This is a genomic window from Schaalia naturae (assembly GCF_042665795.1).
GTDB classification, from domain to species: Bacteria; Actinomycetota; Actinomycetes; order Actinomycetales; family Actinomycetaceae; genus Pauljensenia; species Pauljensenia naturae.
In genome coordinates, this window is the sequence record NZ_JBHTEF010000001.1 from 2,920,625 (window position 1) to 2,941,060 (window position 20,436).

At 71.9% G+C, this 20,436-nt stretch carries 17 protein-coding genes and 1 pseudogene; 16 read left to right on the top strand and 2 right to left on the bottom strand.

Going from position 1 to position 20,436, the window contains the following annotated elements; all coding sequences use genetic code 11:
* The first annotated feature begins 191 nt into the window (after positions 1-191).
* From ACFQWG_RS12805 to ACFQWG_RS12835, 7 genes and pseudogenes are all read left to right on the top strand, one after another.
* Entirely contained in the window at positions 192-1,079 is an 888-nt protein-coding gene (locus ACFQWG_RS12805; RefSeq protein WP_380975904.1) for a hypothetical protein, read from the top strand.
* Positions 1,080-1,214: 135 nt separating this feature from the next.
* A pseudogene (locus ACFQWG_RS12810) lies at positions 1,215-1,679 on the top strand (heme-binding beta-barrel domain-containing protein); the annotation flags it as partial.
* A gap of 280 nt (positions 1,680-1,959) precedes the next feature.
* Entirely contained in the window at positions 1,960-3,081 is a 1,122-nt protein-coding gene (gene ygfZ / locus ACFQWG_RS12815; protein WP_380976343.1) for a CAF17-like 4Fe-4S cluster assembly/insertion protein YgfZ, read from the top strand.
* Positions 3,078-3,503: a D-aminoacyl-tRNA deacylase gene (gene dtd / locus ACFQWG_RS12820; RefSeq protein WP_291497724.1), complete on the top strand. Its 426-nt coding sequence runs from the start codon at positions 3,078-3,080 to the stop codon at positions 3,501-3,503. The genes ygfZ and dtd overlap by 4 nt, the downstream gene beginning before the upstream one ends.
* Before the next feature lie 103 nt (positions 3,504-3,606).
* Entirely contained in the window at positions 3,607-4,131 is a 525-nt protein-coding gene (locus tag ACFQWG_RS12825; protein WP_380975907.1) for a MarR family winged helix-turn-helix transcriptional regulator, read from the top strand.
* Entirely contained in the window at positions 4,124-5,452 is a 1,329-nt protein-coding gene (locus ACFQWG_RS12830; RefSeq protein WP_380975909.1) for a multidrug effflux MFS transporter, read from the top strand. The genes ACFQWG_RS12825 and ACFQWG_RS12830 overlap by 8 nt, the downstream gene beginning before the upstream one ends.
* A gap of 132 nt (positions 5,453-5,584) precedes the next feature.
* Complete coding sequence (locus tag ACFQWG_RS12835; protein WP_380975911.1) at positions 5,585-8,143, top strand: ATP-dependent Clp protease ATP-binding subunit; 2,559 nt, start codon at positions 5,585-5,587, stop codon at positions 8,141-8,143.
* A gap of 93 nt (positions 8,144-8,236) precedes the next feature.
* Here ACFQWG_RS12835 and ACFQWG_RS12840 read toward each other — a convergent pair whose 3' ends face one another.
* Positions 8,237-8,413: a PspC domain-containing protein gene (locus ACFQWG_RS12840; RefSeq protein ID WP_291499563.1), complete on the bottom strand. Its 177-nt coding sequence runs from the start codon at positions 8,411-8,413 to the stop codon at positions 8,237-8,239.
* 12 nt (positions 8,414-8,425) lie between these two features.
* On the bottom strand, positions 8,426-8,842 hold the full coding sequence (locus tag ACFQWG_RS12845; protein ID WP_380975913.1) for a PP2C family protein-serine/threonine phosphatase: 417 nt from the start codon (positions 8,840-8,842) through the stop codon (positions 8,426-8,428).
* 189 nt (positions 8,843-9,031) lie between these two features.
* Between ACFQWG_RS12845 and ppdK the strand changes: the two genes are divergently transcribed.
* From ppdK to ACFQWG_RS12890, 9 genes are all read left to right on the top strand, one after another.
* Positions 9,032-11,755 (top strand): pyruvate, phosphate dikinase, encoded by a 2,724-nt coding sequence (gene ppdK, locus ACFQWG_RS12850; protein ID WP_380975915.1) that lies wholly within the window; start codon positions 9,032-9,034, stop codon positions 11,753-11,755.
* A gap of 264 nt (positions 11,756-12,019) precedes the next feature.
* Complete coding sequence (locus ACFQWG_RS12855; protein WP_380975917.1) at positions 12,020-13,645, top strand: FTR1 family iron permease; 1,626 nt, start codon at positions 12,020-12,022, stop codon at positions 13,643-13,645.
* A 14-nt stretch (positions 13,646-13,659) separates the two neighbouring features.
* The gene (locus tag ACFQWG_RS12860; protein ID WP_380975919.1) at positions 13,660-14,316 is read left to right on the top strand and encodes an iron transporter; all 657 of its coding nucleotides are present in this window, start codon (positions 13,660-13,662) and stop codon (positions 14,314-14,316) included.
* Positions 14,317-14,421: 105 nt separating this feature from the next.
* A complete protein-coding gene (locus tag ACFQWG_RS12865; protein WP_380975921.1) occupies positions 14,422-15,687 on the top strand; it encodes a Fe-S-containing protein in 1,266 nt (421 codons plus the stop codon).
* A 9-nt stretch (positions 15,688-15,696) separates the two neighbouring features.
* Positions 15,697-17,028 (top strand): ABC transporter permease, encoded by a 1,332-nt coding sequence (locus ACFQWG_RS12870; protein ID WP_380975923.1) that lies wholly within the window; start codon positions 15,697-15,699, stop codon positions 17,026-17,028.
* A 7-nt stretch (positions 17,029-17,035) separates the two neighbouring features.
* Complete coding sequence (locus ACFQWG_RS12875) at positions 17,036-18,166, top strand: ABC transporter permease (protein ID WP_380975925.1); 1,131 nt, start codon at positions 17,036-17,038, stop codon at positions 18,164-18,166.
* A gap of 2 nt (positions 18,167-18,168) precedes the next feature.
* Positions 18,169-18,960, top strand: a complete 792-nt coding sequence (locus tag ACFQWG_RS12880) for an ABC transporter ATP-binding protein (RefSeq protein WP_380975927.1) — start codon at positions 18,169-18,171, stop codon at positions 18,958-18,960.
* Positions 18,957-19,427 carry an FMN-binding protein gene (locus ACFQWG_RS12885; protein WP_380975929.1) on the top strand — a complete coding sequence of 157 codons (471 nt, stop codon included), beginning with the start codon at positions 18,957-18,959 and terminating at the stop codon, positions 19,425-19,427. The genes ACFQWG_RS12880 and ACFQWG_RS12885 overlap by 4 nt, the downstream gene beginning before the upstream one ends.
* A gap of 49 nt (positions 19,428-19,476) precedes the next feature.
* Positions 19,477-20,433, top strand: a complete 957-nt coding sequence (locus ACFQWG_RS12890; protein WP_380975931.1) for an FAD:protein FMN transferase — start codon at positions 19,477-19,479, stop codon at positions 20,431-20,433.
* Positions 20,434-20,436 lie beyond the last annotated feature (3 nt).

Here is a 20,436-nt window from a genome sequence, read left to right on the forward strand (position 1 = left end):
GGCGCCCGGGCCGGAGCGGGCCGGGCCGTACGCGTTCGCCGCGGATATGGGACGATCCCCCTGTGAGCAATCGGCATCCGCCAGTCCTCCCGGGCGCGCACCACGCGCGGCATGGCCGTCCGCCGCGTCGGGACACGGCACGCCCGCCCGCGTCCCGAGCGCAGGCGGAGACCGCGGGGCTCCGCCTGCGGGTGTCCGCGTGGACCGTCGCCGGTCTGGCGGCCATGATGGCGATGGGCCTGGCGGGGGCGGGCGCGACCTCGCTGGCGGTGGGGCCCCTCGCGTTGGGCGTCCGCGCCGTGGCGGCCGTGGCGGTGACGGCCGTGGCCTGCGCCGGCCTGGGCGTCGGGTGGCCGGACCTCACTGAGAGCCCGATGACGGTGGCCGGACGCGTCGTGGTGGCCGTCGCCGGCATCGTCGCGGGCGCCGGGGTGATGGTCTGGCGCGACATGTTCGCCGTGACGCTCGCCGCGGGCCTGGGCGTCGTGTGCCTGGTCGGCGCGGAGCTGGCCTTCGCCCCCGCCCCTCGGGACCTCTCGGGCGCCGAGCCCCGGCGGGCGGCGCCCGGGTCCGGCGGCCGGCCGGCCCCGATGACGGTCTCGCTGCCCGGTGCGGTGACCGGCGCCCTCGTGTCGACCGCGGGCGCCTGCTGGGTGGCCCTGGCTGCCGCTCCGCAGTGGTCGGGGACCGCCGTCATCGCGTGTTTCGTCGTCGTCGCGGCGGTGGCCGGCGACCAGATCGGGCGCACCTACCGGGCGAACTCGCTGGGAGCCCTGTGCGGAGGGATCCTCGGCGGTCTGCTGGTCGGCGCCGCCGCCTGGGCCGCCGCACGAGGGGGGATCGCGCTTCCACGGGTCCTGCCCCACCTGGCGCGGGGGATCGGCGACACGGCGGCCATCCTGGTCGCCGGCCTGGCCACCGGCGTGTCGGTGGCGCTGGCGGTCATCGCGGTCGACGGGCTGCTGGGCGACCACGGCCGCCGCCATCCCACGGCACGCGGGGGGCTGGCCCGCGGGTGCGCGAAATTCCTGGTCGCGGTCCTGCCGTTCTACGTCATGATCCGTGTCGGCGGCATCTGACACCGGGTGCCGGGCGCCGCGGGGACGCCCCGTCCGGGCGGCCGTAGGCTGGTGCGCATGATGGTGATTCCCTCAGATCTGCCGCCCGAGGTGGCGCCGTTGGCCTGGATGCTGGGCACGTGGAAGGGATGGGGCATGCTCGCCACTCCCGGCGATGCGCCCGACCGGGTGGTCGTCGAGGACATCGCGGCCGACGTCAGGGGTGTCCAGGTGCGCCTGGTGACGACGATCCGCGCGGCGTCGACCGCGGCGGATCCCGACGGGGCGGACGCTCCCGCGGACAGTCCCGACATCGATCCGACGCTCGATGCCCAGGAGGGGCTGGCGGTGCTCGCCGAGGGGGAGATCCTGCGCGAGGAGACCGTCTACCTCGCCGTCCTTCCGGGATCGGGCCAGCTCCCCCCGCCCGGCGAGCAGGAGCCGCGCGAGCTCACCGGCTCCGGCTCGGACATGTCCGGGCTGGCCACCCTGTGGGCCGGCGTCGGCATGGGGCCGCGCGTGCAGCTCAACTCCGACGCGATCGCCCGCGGTCCGCGCGCCGAGTCCGTCGAGTCGCTCGCCCGCCTCTACGGCATGGTCGCCGGGGAGCTCATGTGGACGCAGGAACGCACCGTCTCCGGCGAGGAGGTCGCGATCGACCTGTCCGGCCGCCTCACTCGCACCGGATTCGCGCGCACGGCCTCGGGCGAGGCCGTCCCCGCCGACGTCGCCGCCTCCCCGGGGGAGGCCTCCCGCTGTTCGACGTCTCGTCCGCCGCCGAGGTCTCGCCACTGTTCCCCATGGACGAGGGCGATCCGCGGTGAGCGCGGGGGGCTGGCGGTCGCCGCTGCTCGCGCGTCCGGGGGCTGTGCCCGGGGAGGGGGAGCTGGAGGGCGTGCCGATGCACTTCGGGGACCCCTCGGGCGAGCAATGGGCCCTGGAGGGGGGCCGCGGCCTGGTCGACCGCGGCGATCTCCGGGTCGTCGAGGTGCGCGGCCCGGACCGGCAGGCATGGCTGACGTCGATCACCTCCCAGGTGATCACGGGCATGGGGCCCGGGGACGCGCGCGAGCTGCTGGTCCTGGACCCCCAGGGCCACATCGAGCACGCCGCCGCCGTGGCCGACGACGGGACCGCCACATTCCTCACCACCGAGGGCGACCGCGCGCAGGCTCTGGCGGAGTGGCTGGACTCGATGCGTTTCGCGCTGAGGGTCGAGGTCGCCGTGCGCGGGGACCTCACGGTCTTCGGGACCGTGACGCCTCGCCCGGCCCCAGCGGGCGGCGGCGGGACCGGGGTCTGGCCTGGATGGCTGCTGACCTGGGATGACCCCTGGCCTGGTGTGGCGGAGGGGGGCACCGCGTACTTCCGCGGCCGCCATCCGGGGGCGGGGCTGCAGGCCCACCTGCATCTCGTCCGGCGCGAGCGGGCCGGTGACTTCGCCGCCGCCTGGCTGGGAGGCGCGGGCGCGCCGGAGGAGGCCGGTCGGCGCCGGCCCGCCGGTCTGCTGGCCTGGGAGGCGGTGCGCGTGGCCGCGTGGCGTCCCCGGATCGGGCGCGAGGCGGACGCCCGCGCGATCCCGGCGGAGTTGGACTGGCTGCGCACGGCTGTCCACATCGACAAGGGCTGCTATCGCGGGCAGGAGTCGGTGGCGCGCGTCCTCAACCTGGGACGCCCGCCCCGACGGCTGGTGTTCCTCCAACTCGACGGGTCGATGGGGGAGATTCCGCGGGCCGGTGCGCGGCTGGAGCGCGGCGGGCGCCAGGTGGGGGTGGTGACCTCGGTCGCGCGCCATGCGGAGATGGGGCCGATCGCGCTCGCCCTGGTGGCCCGCGCCGTTCCCGCCGACGTCGTCTTCGACATCGACGGGGTGGCTGCGTCCCAGGAGCTGATCGTGCCGATCGAGGGCAGGGCCCAGGATTCGCCAGCGCAGCGTCCTGGAGTCGGGCTGTCCAACCCGGCGCTTCGGCGGCCGGATGTGCCGGGCGCGGGAGGCTCGAGCGGGCTGGGGTCCGCGCGATGAGGGCCGTCCTGCAGCGCGTGCTGCATGCGAGCGTGAGCGTCGACGGCTCGGTGGTCGGGGCGATCGGCCGGCCGGGGCTGGTGGCGCTCGTCGGGGTGGCGCGCGGCGACGGTCCCGCCCAGGTGGAGACCGTGGTCCGCAAGATCGCGGAGCTGCGCATCCTCGAGGACGAGGAGTCGGTGGCCTCGACCGGCGCGCCCGTGCTGGTGGTCTCCCAGTTCACCCTCTACGGCGACACGCGCAAGGGCCGGCGCCCGTCGTGGTCGCATGCCGCCCCCGGCGATGAGGCCGAGCCGCTGGTCGACGCCGTGGTCGCGGGGCTGCGCGCCCGCGGCGTCGAGGTGGCCACCGGCGTCTTCGGCGCGAAGATGCGGGTCGATCTGGTCAACGACGGCCCCTTCACCGTCCTCGTCGAGGCGTGAGGGCGCGCCCCGGGTGCGCGCGACGACATGCGGGCGCAATTGACTATGGAAAGATAGCGTTCTTATCATCGGTGGTGTTCGTGCCGATGAGAGGGGACACCGTATGGATGAACGGAACGAGGCCGTCGCGGACCTGGCGGACGCCGTGCTGAGCGTGGCGCGCAAGATCACCGTGCGGGACCACGCCGCCGGCGTAGATGTGCTCTCACCCGTGGAGAGTCTGGTCCTGCGCGTCGTCAGCTCCGCTCCGGGGATCTCCCCGTCCGCTGCCGCCGCCCGGGTCGGGCTCACCTCCTCCAACATGAGCGCCGCGCTGCGCTCGCTGGAGGCCCGGGGCCTGGTCCGCAGGAGCCCCGATCCCGCGGACCGCCGATGCGTGCGCCTGGCCTCCACCGGCCTGGCGGCGGAGAACCTGGACCGGATCCGCGCCGGATGGGCGGCGATGCTCGCCCCTCTGGTCGGCGACGACCCGGCGCGCCTGGACGCGGCCCTCGCGCTGTTGGGTGCCCTCGACGAGAGGCTCGCCCCGCCGCCGGAGGGACGGACCGGCCCGTCCCGGCCTGCCGGAGCCGAGAGCCGTGGCGACGCCCTCGTCACGTCGCAGGAGAGCGAGGCCGCCCATGCCTGAGCGGACCGCGGACACACTCGAGCGGCCCGCGCCGGAGGCGGCGCCCGCCCCCGTCCCCGGACGGGACGCCGGCCGCATCGGGCGGTGGTGGCGCATGGGGCCTGCCATGGACGGGCGCGCCGTCACCATGACGGCCGGGCTGATGGCCGTCGTCGCGCTGCTGGGAGCGGTCACGCCCCTGGCGACCGACATGTACACGCCCTCCCTGCCGGAGGTCGCCACCGATCTGGGCGTCACCTCCGCCCACGTGCAGTCCACGGTCGCGCTGTACATGGTCGGCATGGCCGTGGGCCAGCTGTTCTGGGGCCCCCTGTCCGACCGCTTCGGACGTCGGCGACCCCTCCTCGTGGCCTCCGCCCTGTTCGTGCTCTCCAGCATCGGCGCGGCCGCGGCCCCCTCGATCGGGCTGCTCATCACGGCCCGTTTCCTGCAGGGCTTCACCGGGTCGGTGGGCATCACGATGGGCAAGGCGCTCGCCCGCGACCTGTCCAGCGGGGTCCGCCTGGGCCAGGTGCTCAGCCTGCTCGGCGTCATCACAGGCCTGGCGCCCATCATCGCGCCGGTCCTCGGCGGGGTCCTGGCCGAGCCCATCGGGTGGCGCGGCATCATGTGGGTGCTGGCCGGCATCGCCGTGGCCCTCCTCACCGGCTGCGCGGGCGTCGTCAGCGAGTCCCTGCCTCCCGGGAGGCGCCGGAGCGGGGAGGAGGCGGGCTGGCTGCGGCGCAGCGCCCGCAGTGTCCTGACCGACCGCATGTTCCTCGGATACACCCTGGCCCAGGCCTTCGGATGCGGCGTGCTCTTCGCGTTCATCTCCGGGTCCGCCATCGTCATCGAGAACCAGTATGGGCTGCGTCCCCTCCAGTATTCGCTGGTGTTCGCCCTCAACGCGGTCGTCATGATCATCGGGGGCCTGCTCAACAGCCGGCTCATCGTGCGGCATACGCCCCGGCGCGTGCTGGCCGGCGCGCTGGCGCTCAGCCTGGCCGCCTCCCTGGTCGCGGCGGCCCTCGCGGCGCTCACCGGGCAGCCGCCGCTGTGGCTGCTCATGGTCGTCATCGTCTTCGCCTCCCTGGCGAACGGGCCGATCATGGCGAACACGACGGCGCTGGCGCTGGAGCCGCACGGGGCGGACGCCGGGATGGCCGCCGCCGTCCAGGGCGCGGTCCAGGCGTTGTTCTCCGGCGTCGCCGCGCAGCTGGTCGCGGTGGGAGGCGAGGCCACCGCGGCCTCGATGACCGCCGTCATGGGCGGGGCCGCCGCGCTCGCGGCCGTGTCCTACCTCGCGCTGTGCGCCCGGCCGCAGCGGAGCGCCGTCCCCTAGGGGGCCGGTGCCTGAGGGCGGGCCTCACGCCTTGAGTGAACAGTCCTGACGCCGGCTCCCGATGCCCGTAGTGTGGGGACCAGCTGTCAGGCGTTCCCGTGCGTCTGCACCCCATCCACCGAGGAGGAGCCCATGTTCGAACGGTTCACCGACCGAGCGCGGCGAGTCGTCGTCCTGGCGCAGGACGAGGCCCGGGGCCTCAACCACAACTACATCGGGACCGAGCACCTCCTTCTGGGGCTCATCACCGAGGGCGAGGGCGTGGCCGCCAAGGCCCTGGAGATGATGGACATCAAGCGCGACGACGTGCGCGCCGCCGTCATCGACATCATCGGGGAGGGCGAGAAGCCCGTCGAGGGCCACATCCCCTTCACGCCTCGCGCCAAGCGCGTCTTCGAGCTCTCGCTGCGCGAGGCCCTCCAGCTGGGACACAACTACATCGGGACGGAGCACCTGCTCCTCGGCCTCCTCAAGGAGGGCGAGGGCGTGGCCGCCCAGGTGCTGACGAAGCTCGGCGCAGACCTCGGCCAGGTCCGCCAGACGGTCATCCAGCTGCTGTCGGGCTACCAGCGCCAGACCGGAGAGGGCGACGGGCGCGAGGCCGTGGGCGTCTCGGGCGCCCCGCTGCGCGACCCGGGGCAGACGAATTCCGCGATCCTCGAGCAGTTCGGGCGCAACCTCACCCAGGCCGCCCGCGAGGGCAAGCTCGATCCCGTCATCGGGCGCCAGACCGAGATGGAGCGCGTCATGCAGGTCCTCTCCCGGCGCACGAAGAACAACCCGGTGCTGGTCGGCGAGCCCGGCGTCGGCAAGACCGCCGTCGTCGAGGGCCTCGCGCAGGCCATCGTGCGCGGGGACGTGCCCGAGACCATCAAGGACAAGCAGATCTACAGCCTGGACATGGGCTCGCTCGTGGCGGGGTCGCGCTACCGCGGCGACTTCGAGGAGCGCCTGAAGAAGGTCCTCAAGGAGATCCGCACCCGCGGGGACATCATCCTGTTCATCGACGAGATCCACACCCTGGTCGGGGCGGGCGCCGCGGAGGGGTCGATCGACGCCGCCCAGATGCTCAAGCCGATGCTGGCCCGCGGGGAGCTGCAGACCATCGGCGCCACGACGATGGACGAGTACCGCAAGTACATCGAGAAGGACGCCGCCCTGGAGCGGCGCTTCCAGCCGGTCAAGGTGGAGGAGCCCAACGTCGAGGAGACGGTGGGCATCCTCAAGGGGCTGCGCGACCGCTACGAGGCCCACCACCGCGTCATCATCACGGACCAGGCGATCGAGGCCGCCGCCGAGCTCGCGGACCGCTACGTCTCCGACCGCTTCCTGCCCGACAAGGCGATCGACCTGATGGACGAGGCCGGCGCCCGCCTGCGCATCCGACGGATGACGGCGCCCCCCGAGCTGCGCGAGCTCGACGAGAAGATCGCGGGCGTGCGCCGCGACAAGGAGTCCGCGATCGACGACCAGGACTTCGAGAAGGCCGCGTCGCTGCGCGACGAGGAGCAGAAGCTCGGCGAGCGGCGCGCGGAGAAGGAGAAGGCCTGGAAGGGCGGGGACCTCGACGACATCGCCGAGGTCTCCGAGGACGACATCGCCGAGGTGCTGTCCATGTCGACCGGCATCCCCGTGTTCAAGCTGACTCAGACGGAGTCCGCGAAGCTCCTCCACATGGAGGACGAGCTGCACAAGCGCGTCATCGGCCAGGACGAGGCCGTCAAGGCCCTGTCCCAGGCGATCCGGCGCACCCGCTCCGGCCTGAAGGACCCCAAGCGCCCCGGCGGGTCGTTCATCTTCGCCGGCCCCACGGGCGTCGGCAAGACGGAGCTGGCCAAGGCGCTCGCGGAGTTCCTCTTCGGCGACGAGGACGCCCTCATCCAGCTCGACATGTCGGAGTTCTCCGAGAAACACACGGCCTCCCGGCTGTTCGGCGCGCCCCCCGGGTACGTCGGCTACGACGAGGGCGGCCAGCTCACGGAGAAGGTCCGCCGCCGTCCGTTCTCCGTCGTGCTTTTCGACGAGGTGGAGAAGGCCCACCCCGATATCTTCAACTCGCTGCTGCAGATCCTGGAGGAGGGCCGGCTCACCGACGCACAGGGCCGCAAGGTCGACTTCAAGAACACCGTCATCATCATGACGACGAACCTGGGCACGCGCGACATCAACAAGGGCGTGCTCACCGGGTTCCAGTCCTCCCAGAATCTCACCCACGACTACTCGCGGATGAAGGCGAAGGTCAACGAGGAGCTCAAGCAGCACTTCCGCCCCGAGTTCCTCAACCGCGTCGACGACACGATCGTGTTCCCGCCGCTGGAGAAGGACCAGATCAAGCAGATCGTCGACCTCATGGTCGCCAGGCTCGCCGAGCGCATGCGCGCCCAGGGCATGGAACTGCAGCTCACCGACGCGGCGCGCGATCTGCTGGCCGACCGGGGCTTCGATCCGGTGCTCGGCGCCCGCCCGCTGCGCCGCGCGATCCAGCGCGACATCGAGGACGCCCTGTCCGAGCGCATCCTGTTCGGCGAGGTCCTCCCCGGCCAGGTCGTCACCGTCGGCGTCCAGGGCGAGGGGGCGGACCGCGAGTTCACCTTCGCGTCCGACGGGGCGATCCAGGCGCCGCGCGAGGGCCGGGAGGGCGAGTCGCCGGCGGGGCCCGTCGCCGCGGCGGAGGAGCAGCACGTCGGCTGACGCACCCGTCCCTGGGCCGGCGCCGCCCTCGTCTCCGGAATGGGGGCGAGGGCGGCGCCGCGCGAACGCGGACCGCGGGGCGGCCCGGCAGGGTCACTCCGCCGGCAGCGCGAGCCAGAGCACGAGGTAGATCGGGATCACCGGGACAGGCGTGAGTCCGACGAGCACCGTGAGGAGACGGACGGTCGCCGGGGTGAGGCCGCTGGACCGGGCGATGCCGCCGCAGACGCCGCCGAGGATCTTGTCAGTGGAGCTCCGTGTCAATGCCATGGGGACAGCCCATCACGCCCGCGGGGCCGGCGGAATCGGGGAGCACCCTGGTTCCCCACCGATTCCGCCGACCGGACGCCCCTCGGCGGGCCGCTGGCCGTTCGGCAGGCCCGGGGCCGCCTGAACCGCCTCCACGACGAGGGCGTCCGCAGCGGACTGCGGGTCGGGCGCCTCCCAGACGATCCGGCACAGCAGGTCCTCCTCGACGACGCCGTGCACGCCGTCGGAGCAGAGGGCGAGACGGTCCCCGGCCAGGGCCGGAGCGCAGGCGACATCGGGCTCCGGCGGCCCCGGCATGCCGACCCCCAACGCGCGGGTGAGGATGTTCGCCGGAGGGAGCGGCACGCCGGGCCGGGGCGCTGCTGGCGCGTCGAGGGCGGTCCGGGCGGCGACCTCGCCGAGGGCGTGCCCGCCCATCCCATCGGCCACCGCGAAGAGCGGCGGGCGGGGCCGATGTCCGTGGCGGTGACGGTTGTCCGACGAAGGTCCCGGTCGCCTGCCGTGGGGTGAGGAGCGGTTTCGCCGTCGTCTGGTGACGTAGGTCCTTGAATGGGTACAGTTGAGGCACTGCGCACGCAGCGCTGGAGTGGCAGCGACGTCACGGAGAGAGGACCTCCATTGGTCAAGTATGTGTATGACTTCGTCGAGGGCGACAAGTCCATGAAGGACCTGCTCGGCGGAAAGGGAGCCAACCTGGCGGAGATGACGAATCTGGGGCTGCCCGTCCCCCCGGGATTCACGATCTCCACCGATGCCTGCCGGGCCTACCTGGACGCGGGGGCGCCTCCCGCATCGCTGGCCGACGAGGTCACCGCCGCCCTGCGCCGGGTCGAGCAGACGATGGGGCGCACGCTGGGCGATGCCACCGACCCGCTGCTGGTCTCGGTGCGCTCGGGGGCGAAGTTCTCCATGCCCGGCATGATGGAGACGGTGCTCAACGTCGGCCTCAACGACCGGTCGGTGGCGGGGCTGGCCGCGGTGTCGGGCAACGGGCGTTTCGCCTGGGACTCCTACCGGCGCCTCATCCAGATGTTCGGCCGGACCGTGCTCGACCTCGACGGCGAGCTGTTCTCGGAGGCGCTGGAGGAGCTCAAGGCCCGGCGCGGCGTCACGGCGGACACGGATCTGACCGAGGAGGACCTGACCGGGCTGGTCGCCACGTACAAGGACATCGTGGAGCGGGCGACCGGCTCCCCCTTCCCGCAGGATCCGCGCGAGCAGCTGGACCTGGCCACTGAGGCCGTCTTCCGCTCGTGGAACACCGAGCGCGCGCGCGTCTACCGCCGCAGGGAGCGCATCCCCGACGACCTGGGCACGGCCGTCAACGTCGTCGCCATGGTCTTCGGCAACATGGGCGAGACCTCCGGAACGGGAGTGTGCTTCACGCGCGACCCCTCCACCGGCCACTCGGGCGTCTACGGCGACTACCTGCCCAACGCCCAGGGCGAGGACGTCGTCGCCGGCATCCGCAACACGCTGACGCTGGCGGACCTGGAGAAACTGGACAAGACCTCCTACGACCAGCTGCGGGCCATCATGGCGAAGCTGGAGACCCATTACCGGGACCTGTGCGACATCGAGTTCACGATCGAGCGCGGCAAGTTGTGGATGCTGCAGACCCGGGTGGGCAAACGCACGCCGGCCGCGGCGTTCCGCGTGGCGATCGAGCTGGCCGACGAAGGCCTGATCACCGCCGACGAGGCCCTCACCCGCGTCACCGGCGAGCAGCTCACCAGCCTGATGTTCCCGCAGTTCGATCCCGAGGCCTCCAAGGAGACGCTCACCCGCGGCACGGCGGCCTCCCCGGGCGCCGCGGCCGGCGTCATCGTCTTCAACAACGAGCAGGCCGAGGCCGCGGCCAAGGAGGGGCGCCGGTGCGTCCTGGTGCGCCGCGAGACCAACCCCGACGACCTGCCGGGCATGGTCGCCGCCGAGGGCGTGCTCACTGCGCGCGGAGGCAAGACGTCCCACGCGGCCGTCGTGGCGCGCGGTATGGGCAAGACCTGCGTGGTGGGGGCCGACGCCCTGGTCATCAACGCGGCGGCGGGCACCGTGACGGTGGGGGAGCGGATGCTCACCGCGGAGGACACCATCTCGATCGACGGCCAGACCGGCGAGGTCTTTCTGGGCGCGGTCCCCGTCGTCGACTCGCCCGTGACGACCTATCTGTCCCACGGCCTGGAGGCGGGCCTCGCGGCCGCCGGCGACGACGCCGACACCCGCGAGCTCGTCACCGCGGTCGACCGTCTGCTCACCCGTGCTGACGAGGTGCGCCGCCTCCAGGTGCGCGCCAACGCCGACACGCCGAACGACTCGCGCAACGCGCTGGCCTTCGGCGCGGAGGGCATCGGCCTGTGCCGCACCGAGCACATGTTCCTGGGCGCGCGCCGCCAGCTGGTGGAGAACGCCATCGTCTCCGAGCCCGGGTCGGCCGAGCGCCAGTCCGCCTTCGACGAGCTGGAGAGGCTCCAGAAGCAGGACTACCTGGAGATGCTCGAAGTCATGGACGGCAAGGAGATGGTGGTCCGCCTCATCGACCCGCCGCTGCACGAGTTCCTCCCCGACCTCACCAAGCTGGAGATCCGGGTCGCCGTCGATCTGGCCACCAAGGGGCGGGCCGACCCCGATGACCTCGCGATGCTCGTGGTGGCGCGCCGCCTGCACGAGCAGAACCCCATGCTGGGGCTGCGCGGAGTGCGCCTGGGCATCTACATGCCGGGACTCAACGACCTCCAGGTCCGGGCCCTGTGCGAGGCGACGGCGGAGCTGGCGGCCCGGGGCCTCCACCCCAAGCCGGAGATCATGGTGCCCCTGGTCGGCTCCGTGCGCGAGCTGCGCCTGCTGCGTGAGAAGACCGAGGGCATCATCGCCGAGGTGGCCTCGAGGACCGGCGCGGATCTCTCCGCCATCACCGTCGGCGCCATGATCGAGCTGCCGCGCGCGGCCGTCACGGCCGACGACCTGGCGGCCGAGGCCGACTTCTTCAGCTTCGGCACGAATGACCTCACGCAGACGACCTGGGGCTTCTCCCGGGACGACGTCGAGAGCACGTTCTTCAACGAATACGCGGAGGCCGGGATCTTCACGGTCTCCCCCTTCGAGTCTATCGACGTCGACGGCGTCGGCGAGCTCGTGCGGATCGCGGTGGAGAAGGCGCGCGCGACCAAGCCGGGCATCAAGCTGGGCGTATGCGGGGAGCACGGCGGGGACCCCGACTCCGTGCACTTCTTCCACGCGGTCGGGCTGGACTACGTGTCCTGTTCGCCGTTCCGGGTGCCCGTCGCCCGCCTCGAGGCCGGCCGCGCGGCCGTGGAGGACGTCCTGGGAGACGCCACCGCCTGAGCGGGGCGGTGACGCGGCATCGTCGGGGCCCGGTGGCGTCAGCCGCCGGGCCCCGCTTCGCGGCGTCGGAGGCCGCGAGGGCATCGGGACAGGTCAGAGCCATTCGATTGAGGGAAGCCTCACCTCATCTGGGACCAAGGGCCCTCTTTACTTCCGAGGTGGCGTTCGTAGACTTAGGTTCACCAAACCTCAGGAAGAACGGACGTCGCACCAGTGAGCAGCACGACGGGGACCATCGCGGTGCCGGGACGTCGATCAGGGGAGATGACACGGGCGTCAGATGCTTCGGGTCTCCGCCCCTTCCTCGCGGGACGCCGCGCGATCCGCCTCCTGCTGATGGTCCTGTGCCTGGGCGTCGCCGCGCTGATGGTCGCCCCCGCCGCGCATGCGGAGGACACGGACTGGGACTCGGTCGTCGAGCAGATGACCGAGACGATCCAGCAGGTCCCCGACCAGTACGCCGCGGGCGACACCGAGGGCGTCGAGACCTCCATCCGGAAGGCCTACTACGAGACCTACCAGGTCAGCGGCCTTGAGGCGCAGATCGACCACCGCCTGGGGACGGATCGCGCCGACGCCTTCGTCACCCAGCTCCTCGCCCTGCGCGATCTCGCCCGCAACGCCGCCTCCCAGTCGGAGGTCGAGGAGGCCACCACCGCGACCGTCGACCTGCTGCGCGCCGACGTCGCCGATCTGGCCGCCACCCCGGAGCTCAACGACCAGTGGACGCGCGTCGGCCAGCGGATCATCGAGCGCATCGAGGCTGCGAAGACGGCCTACGCCCAGGGGGACTACGAGAGCGCGGCCTCCGCCGCGAGGGACGCCTACCTCGCGCACTACGAGGCCGACGGCCTGGAGAAGGCGACGATCTCCTACATCGGGCAGTCGCGCGTCACTGACCTCGAGTCCATGTTCACCCAGCTTCGCCAGGACGGGCGCGACGGAAGCCTCAGTGTGGAGGACTACGCCGCGAAGGCCGATGAGCTGACGGCGGCGATCACCCAGGACGCCGCGCAGCTGGACGAGATGACCTCGCGGGACGAACTCGGCTGGAGCGGGTTCTGGGCCTCCTTCCTGGTCCTGGTCCGCGAGGGCGCCGAGGCGCTCCTGGTCGTCGCCGCGCTCGTGACCTACGCGATGAAGGCCGGCAGACGCGACCAGCTGGTCGGCATCATGACCGGGGTCGTCGCGGCCCTCGCGATCTCCATCGGGCTCGCCGTCCTGTTCTCGAGGCTGGCCAGCTCCGCGACCTCGGGATTCAGCCAGGAGCTCCTAGAGGGCATCACCGGCCTGCTGGCCGTCATCATGCTGATCTGGGTGTCGAACTGGATTCTGTCGAAGGCCAGCGGGGCGCGCTTCCAGGAGTACATCGACCGCACCGCCAGCAAGGGCGTCGCGGCGGGCGGCTCCTTCGCGCTCGCCTCCGCCGCTTTCCTCGCGGTCCTGCGCGAGGGATCGGAGACCATCCTGTTCTTCGCGCCGATCATCGCCGGCGCGAAGACCGGCGGGGACCACGCGAAGATCTGGATGGGCGTCGGCGCGGCCGTCGCGCTGCTCGCCCTCCTGTTCACACTGGTGTGGGTGTTCGGCGTCCGGCTGCCGCTCAGGCCGTTCTTCACCTGGACCTCCGTCCTGCTGGGCATCCTGTCCGTCACCATCGCCGGCGGGGCCGTCAAGGAATTCCAGGACGCGACCCTCGTCTCCCAGACGCTGGTGCCCGGAGTCCCGCAGGTCACAATCCTCGGCCTGTACCCCACGGCCGAGACCCTGGCGGCGCAACTGGCCGTCGTCGCGATCCTGGTCGTGCTGGCCGTCCTTCAGCGCCGCAAGTCCAGGGCCGAAAAGCGGGGGGCCCACGTCCCGGACCCCGCCGCTGTCACACAGAGATGAGAGGAATCCCGAACGTGAAGAAGAAGCTCCTCGCCTGCACCGCTGCCGCGGCCATGGCCGTCTCGCTGGGCGCGTGCAGCTCCGGCGACTCCGCGGAGTCGGCGGACTCCAGCGCGCCGGCCGCCACCACCGAGGAGTCGGCGGCCGCCGACGCCACGGACGACGCCTCGGCGGAGGCCGACGTCATCGGCATCAACGAGATCCCGGTGGGCGACTCCGGCCCCCAGACCAACGACGCTCTGACCGTCGACGCCGTGTACTTCCAGGCGGTCGACCTCGAGCACGGCTCCATGGCGATGCCGGCCGCCTCGGAGTCCGACATGCACTTCGAGATCGACGTCGCCACCAACGAGAAGGCCACGGAATGGGGCTATGAGGCCGACCAGTTCCTCCCCTACCTCGATGTCACGGCCGTGGCGACGAACATCGACACCGGCGAGGAGGTCGACCTGGGCACGATGATGCCGATGATTGCCTCGGACGGGCCGCACTACGGCAACAACATCTCCCTGGATCCCGGCAACTACAACGTGGTGGTCACCATCGCCTCCCCCGCGGACTCCTTCATGCTGCACACCGGCAAGGACTCCTCCGGCGTCAAGGGACGGTTCTGGACCGAGCCCCTGACCTTCGAATTCGACAATTGGCAGTGGGACGGCCAGCTGATCTGATCCGGTTCGCCGCCCCGGAGCCGCGCGCTCCCGGGGCGGCGCCCGCCCTGCCCCCGCACACATCGAGGCGTCCCCGCGGGACGCGGAACCTGGTTCACCGCCGTCATGCTCAAGCTGTTCGTCCTCTCGGTCCAGAGCGCACTGCCCCTGTGCCTCGCCGTGGCGATCCTGGTCGCCGCCCGCGCCTACTCCCCCCGCGAACGGCGGACCCTCGCGCGCCTGACATGGTCGATCGGAGCGGCCGGTCTGGCCGGCGGCGCGGTGGTCGCGTGGCTGCGCATTAACACGACCCACATCGACGTCCCGACCTTCAACGCGATCGTCGGGCCTCTCACCTTCCTCGCGATCCTGCTGTTCCTGGTCGCCCTGTGGGTCTTCGGCAACCGCGACCTCCACGACATCGCCCAGGGGCGCCGCCATCGCGCGCTGTCGGCCACCGCTCTGGCGGCGCTGGCCACCGCCTCCGTGTTCTACGGCTTCACCTACTTCTTCAACGCCTCCGGCATCACGCCGATGGGCTCCAGCCTGTTCGACACGGAGAGCCTCCTGCGCCTGGCCGGATACGTGCTGGGCACCCTGCTGGTGGTCGTGGCCTCCTGGGGGTACGTCGTCTCGGCGGCGCGGGTCCCCTGGTACATGCGCTCGGTCATCACCACGGTCGTGTTCGCCGCGATGGTGCTGCCCCGCGCGATCCTTCTCTACCAGCAATTCGCGACCCGGCGCCTGGTCCCGCGCAGCTCGCTGGTGTTCCGTTGGGTCCTGTGGATCCAGGAGCACGAGGCCACGACGCAGCTGTCGCTGGCCATCCTCATCGCGATCCCGGGCATCGTGGCGCTGTGGGCCCACGCGCGCGCCGCGCACCCGAACCCGGCGCAGGAGCGGCTGGAGCGCGCCGAGCAGCTCTCGCGTCGCCGGTTCCTGGGTCTCTCCGTCGTGGGGGCGCTGGTCTTCGTGGGCGCGCTCACCGAGGGCAAGCGCCGCGCCGACTACGTGCCCGAGCTCTCCGCGATCGAGCCCTCGGAGGTCCAGGGGGACTCCGTGCTGGTCTCGCGCGAGCTGGTCAGCGACGGACACCTCCATCGCTTCGCCTACCGGGCGCAGGACGGCACCGATGTGCGCTTCATCGTCATCCAGAAGAACCAGTCCGCGTTCGGCACCGGCCTGGACGCGTGCGAGATCTGCGGGGACGCCGGCTACTACGAGGACGACGGCAAGGTCATCTGCCGGCGGTGCGGCGTCATGATGAACATCCAGACCATCGGCTTCGAGGGGGGCTGCAACCCCATCCCCATCTCCTACGGGCAGACGGATGACGCGCTGACCTTCTCGGTCGACGAGCTGGAGAGCCATGTCAAGGTCTTCAGGAGCTGAGGCGGCGCCATGTTCTTCTGGAGGATGATCGTCCAGGCGCTGCGGCGCCAGGTGGGCAAACGGTTGATGATCGCCGTGACGATCCTGCTGGGCTCCAGCCTGACCACCTCCATGCTGGCCGTCATGCTGGACGTCGGGGACAAGGTCCAGGAGGAGCTGGGCTCCTACGGGGCGAACATCCAGGTTCTGCCCCAGTCCACCGCCATCGTCTCCGACATGTACGAGGTCGACTCCGCCTCCAGCTCGTCGGCCGGCTCCATCCGTGAGGACGAGCTGGCGGACATCAAGACGATCTTCTGGGCCTACAACATCGAGGACTTCGCGCCCTTCCTGGAGGTCGCCGCCACGGTCGACGGACAGGAGGCCACGATCGCCGGGACGTGGTTCAGCCACGACCTGGATCTGGCCACCGGCCAGTCGGTGACCACGGGCATCGAGAACATGCGCGACTGGTGGGATGTCGCCGGGGACTGGCCCCAGAGCGACGATCAGGCCCTGATCGGCGCGCGGCTGGCCCAGACGCTGGGCGTGCAGGCCGGTGATCGGGTGAGCGTGGCCGCCGTCCCGTCGGGGCAGGAGGGCTCCCAGTCGGGGTCGTCCTCGACCCCGGCCGCGAGCGGGGCGTCCCCGCGAACGGTGACGATCACGGGCGTCATCCAGTCGGGCGACGAGGAGGACTCGAAACTCTTCACCACCCTGGCGACGGCCCAGGCGATGGCGGGACGCCCCGGCGAGGTCGGCAGCATCGAGGTGCGGGCCATCACCACCCCGGACAACGACCTCGCGCGCCGGGCCGCGCGCGATCCCTCGACGCTGTCGATCGACGAATGGGAGACCTGGTACTGCACGGCCTATGTCAGCTCGATCGCGTACCAGATCGAGGAGGCGATGACGAACGTGGTCGCCAAGCCCGTGCACCAGATCGCGGACACCGAGGGCGAGATCCTGGAGAAGACGCAGCTCATCATGACGGTCGTCGCGGTCTTCGCGATGGTCGCGGCCTCGCTGGGCATCGCGAACCTGGTGACGGCCTCGGTGATGGAACGCTCGAAGGAGATCGGCCTGATGAAGGCGCTCGGAGCGCGCAACCGGTCCATTGTCGCCACGATCCTCACCGAGACCTTCGTCGTGGCGCTGGCCGGCGGCGCCGCAGGCTTCGGGCTGGGCATCGGCCTCGCCCAACTGGTGGGGCACCTGGTGTTCGGATCGGGCATCGCGGTGCGCCCGATCGTCGCGCCCCTCATGGCCTTGGTCATCCTCGTGACGGCGCTGGTCGGGTGCCTGCCGTCGATCCGGTATCTGCTACGCCTGCAGCCCGCCCAGGTGCTGCACGGGAGGTGAGGGGGACATGGACGGACATCGCCGGATGTACCTGCGGATGATCACGCAGTCGTTCTGGCACAGGGCCTCCCGGGTGCTCATCGCGTCGCTGTCGATCGCCGTGGGCGCCACGACCCTGTCGTGCCTGGGCCTCGTGGCCTATGCGGTCCCCGCGCAGATGGCGCGCGAGCTGCGGTCCTACGGCGCCAACATGGTGGTCCTCCCCGACGGGGCGGCGAGCCTCTCCGCCGACCAGCTCGACGCCGCGGACCGCGCCGTCGGCGACGCCGCGCTGGGGCGCGCCGCCTACCAGTACGCGAACCTGCTGTACAACCAGCAGGCCGTGCAGGTCATGGGCACGGACATCGAGGACGCCCTCTCGGTGCGCCCCTACTGGGAGATCGACGGGTCCGCCCCCACCGGTGCGGACGAGATCCTGGTCGGGGAGAGCGTGGCCGACCTCTACCGCTTCTCGGTCGGGGAGAAGGTGGGGCTCACGGAGCCCACCACCGAGGACGGCGCCGCTCGGCAGCTGACGGTCACCGGGATCCTCCGCACCGGGGGAGCGGAGGACGACCTCATCGTGACGAACCCGCAGACCCTGGCGGAGTTCACCGGCGGGGTCACCGCCTACGACGTCATCGAGTACTCGGTGGACGCCGACGGCGCGGACCTGGCGGCCGTGGCCGACGCGGTGGGGGCGCAGGGGACCGGCATGGAGGCCGAGGTCGTGCGCCGCGTCAGCGAGTCCGAGTCGGGCGTCGCCCAGACGCTCCAGACGCTCATCTGGATCGTCAGCGTGATCATCTGCCTGCTCACCCTCATCTCGATCTCGGCGACGCTCAGCGCCGTCGTCTCCGAGCGGGCGCGGGAGATCGGCCTGAAGAAGGCCCTGGGGGCGCTCGCCAGGGATGTCATGGGCGAGTTCGTCGGGGAGTCGGTGCTGCTCGGCCTGCTGGGCGGGGCCGTCGGGGCGGCGCTCGGCGTGTGGATCGCGGACGAGATCTCGATGAGGGCCTTCGCCGTCCAGATCGGGGTGAACTGGTGGGTCGTCCCCCTCACCCTGGTGTTCTCCGTGGCCGTCGCCCTGGTGGGCAGTCTGCTGCCGGCCCGGCGGATCTCGGCAATCAATCCCGTCGACGTGTTGGGAGGGGAGTGACCATGGCGGATGAGACCGCGCGCGCGGCCGTCCGAGAGGGGGCGGACCCCGTGAGGGGCGCCACCGGCGAGGCGGCGGAGGGGGAGTCGATCTACTCCGTGAGGAACGTCAGCCGACGCTACGGCGAACTGGCGGCCCTGGATGACGTGAGTCTGGAGATCCGGCGCGGGGACTGGGTGTCGATCGTCGGTCCCTCGGGGTCGGGGAAGTCCACGCTGATGAACATCCTGGGGTGCATGGACAGCCCGACCGAGGGCATCGTCCTGCTCGAGGGCGAGCGCCTGGACAAGATGGGCGAACCGGAGCTGGCGACCGTGCGCCGCCAGAAGATCGGCCTGGTCTTCCAGCAGTTCCACCTCGTCCAGCACCTCACGGCCGTCGAGAACGTCATGCTGGCCCAGTACTACCACTCGATCCCGGATGAGAAGGAGGCCATGGCGGCCCTCGATCGCGTCGGAATGGCCGACCGCGCCACCCACCTGCCGCGCGAGCTCTCCGGAGGCGAGCAGCAGCGCGTGTGCGTCGCCCGCGCGCTCATCAACCATCCGGATGTGATCCTGGCCGACGAGCCCACCGGCAACCTCGACGAGGTCAACGAGAGGATCGTCATCGACTTCTTCCACACCCTCCACGACGCCGGAACGACCCTCATCGTCGTCACCCATGACGCCGAGGTCGCAGCCCAGGGCGGGCGCCAGATCATCCTGGAGCACGGCCGCATCGCCCGTGAGGCGGCGGATGTGGCGAGCACGCCCACGAAGGGGCGCGGCGTGGGAGAGGGAGGGGCGCGGTGAGCGCCCGGAGCCCGCTCCGGGCCCGCGCTCTCCTGGCCGGGGCCGCCGTCGGCGCGGCGATCGGGCAGGCTGTGCTCACCGGGTGCGCCGTGGACGCGGGTCCGGCCGCCGGCACCCTGCCCGACGGGGACTACACCGGCACGTCGGCCACGGAGGACGACGGCTCCTACGGGGTGGTGACGTTCTCCGTCTCCGGTGGCGCCGTCACCGACGCCTCATTCCTCGTCTACGACGAGGATGGCACCCCCCACGACGAGGACTACGGCCTGGGCAGCGACGGCACGCCCGCCGACCAGGAGTTCTACCAGCGCGCTCAGAACGCCATCGCCGCTGAGAAGGAGTTCGTCTCCGAGTTCGAGGAGACCGGCGACCAGAACCAGGTCGAGGCGATCGCGGGAGCCTCGCTGTCGCACCGCCTGTTCCTGGACGCGGTGGCGGACGCCGTGGCGGATGCCCAGCAGTCCTGATCCCCAGCGGGGCGGAGCCCCCCGGCCCGCCTCGTGCACGTTCCCGACCATGGGCACGCTGGGACATGTGTCGTGGGGGCCGGCCGGGCGGGGAGAGGGGGACCTCGCGCGCCGTCTGGCAGGGCGGGCCGCACATCTGGAGGGCCTCCTCACCCGCTTCGACCCCGCCTCGGAGGTGTCGCTCCTGGACGGGCGGTGGCGCCCGGTCGGCGAGGACACGGCCGCGGTGCTCTCGAGCGCGCAGGACCTCTGTCGGCGCACCCGCGCCGGGTTCTCCGCGCTGCTGGGGGCGCGGGTGCGCGCCTGGGAGGGCGCTGCCCGCGGCGAGGACGCCCCAGGGGCGGATCCGGGCCCGGTGCGCGGGCGGATCGAGGTGTCCGCCGACGCCGCGGGCGTGAGCGCGCGCGTGGTCGGCGCCGACCCACGGGCCGTGGACCTGGGGGGCATCGCGAAAGGGTATGCGGCGGACCAGCTGCGCGACCTGGCCCAGGCTTCGGGCGCCTCGGACGTCCTGGTCTCGCTGGGCCGGTCCTCGATGGCCGTGGCTGGCGCTGCGGCGCGGGTCGCGCTGGCCAGCCCGTGGCGGGGCCTGGAGGCTTTCGGGACGCTGGTGCTGGAGTCGGGGTCCCTGTCCGTGTCCGCGGATCCGGGAACCCGGATCGGTCCGGGCCGTCAGCGCAGCCACGCGCTGGACCCCGTCACCGGCCGCCCGGCCGTCACGGACCTGTGCGGGGTCGTCGTGTGCGGCGAGGACGGGATGGTCTGCGAGGCCTTCTCGACGGCCTATCTGGTGTGCGGGCTGGACGCGGCGCTGGCGATGGACCGGGAGCACCCGGAACTGCGCTCGATCTTCATGACCGTCGACGGGCGGGTCCTGGCCGACCCGGCGCTGCGGGTCGCGGCCGTCCCCGGAGCCCAGCGCCGGCTCTCCTCCGCGAGGGCGGCGCTCCCTCTCCGTGTCGCGGGTCCCGCAGATCACACACGAAGGTCCCTCTCCCGAAAGTAAGGG

Bases quoted from the DNA above. Each gene is read 5' to 3' on its own strand.
- ygfZ (WP_380976343.1), top strand. From the start codon at position 1,960: ATGCACTTCGGGGACCCCTCGGGCGAGCAATGGGCCCTGGAGGGGGGC.
- dtd (WP_291497724.1), top strand. From the start codon at position 3,078: ATGAGGGCCGTCCTGCAGCGCGTGCTGCATGCGAGCGTGAGCGTCGAC.
- ACFQWG_RS12825 (WP_380975907.1), top strand. From the start codon at position 3,607: ATGGATGAACGGAACGAGGCCGTCGCGGACCTGGCGGACGCCGTGCTG.
- ACFQWG_RS12830 (WP_380975909.1), top strand. From the start codon at position 4,124: ATGCCTGAGCGGACCGCGGACACACTCGAGCGGCCCGCGCCGGAGGCG.
- ACFQWG_RS12835 (WP_380975911.1), top strand. From the start codon at position 5,585: ATGTTCGAACGGTTCACCGACCGAGCGCGGCGAGTCGTCGTCCTGGCG.
- ACFQWG_RS12840 (WP_291499563.1), bottom strand. From the start codon at position 8,413: ATGGCATTGACACGGAGCTCCACTGACAAGATCCTCGGCGGCGTCTGC.
- ACFQWG_RS12855 (WP_380975917.1), top strand. From the start codon at position 12,020: ATGACACGGGCGTCAGATGCTTCGGGTCTCCGCCCCTTCCTCGCGGGA.
- ACFQWG_RS12865 (WP_380975921.1), top strand. From the start codon at position 14,422: ATGCTCAAGCTGTTCGTCCTCTCGGTCCAGAGCGCACTGCCCCTGTGC.
- ACFQWG_RS12870 (WP_380975923.1), top strand. From the start codon at position 15,697: ATGTTCTTCTGGAGGATGATCGTCCAGGCGCTGCGGCGCCAGGTGGGC.
- ACFQWG_RS12875 (WP_380975925.1), top strand. From the start codon at position 17,036: ATGGACGGACATCGCCGGATGTACCTGCGGATGATCACGCAGTCGTTC.
- ACFQWG_RS12880 (WP_380975927.1), top strand. From the start codon at position 18,169: ATGGCGGATGAGACCGCGCGCGCGGCCGTCCGAGAGGGGGCGGACCCC.
- ACFQWG_RS12890 (WP_380975931.1), top strand. From the start codon at position 19,477: ATGGGCACGCTGGGACATGTGTCGTGGGGGCCGGCCGGGCGGGGAGAG.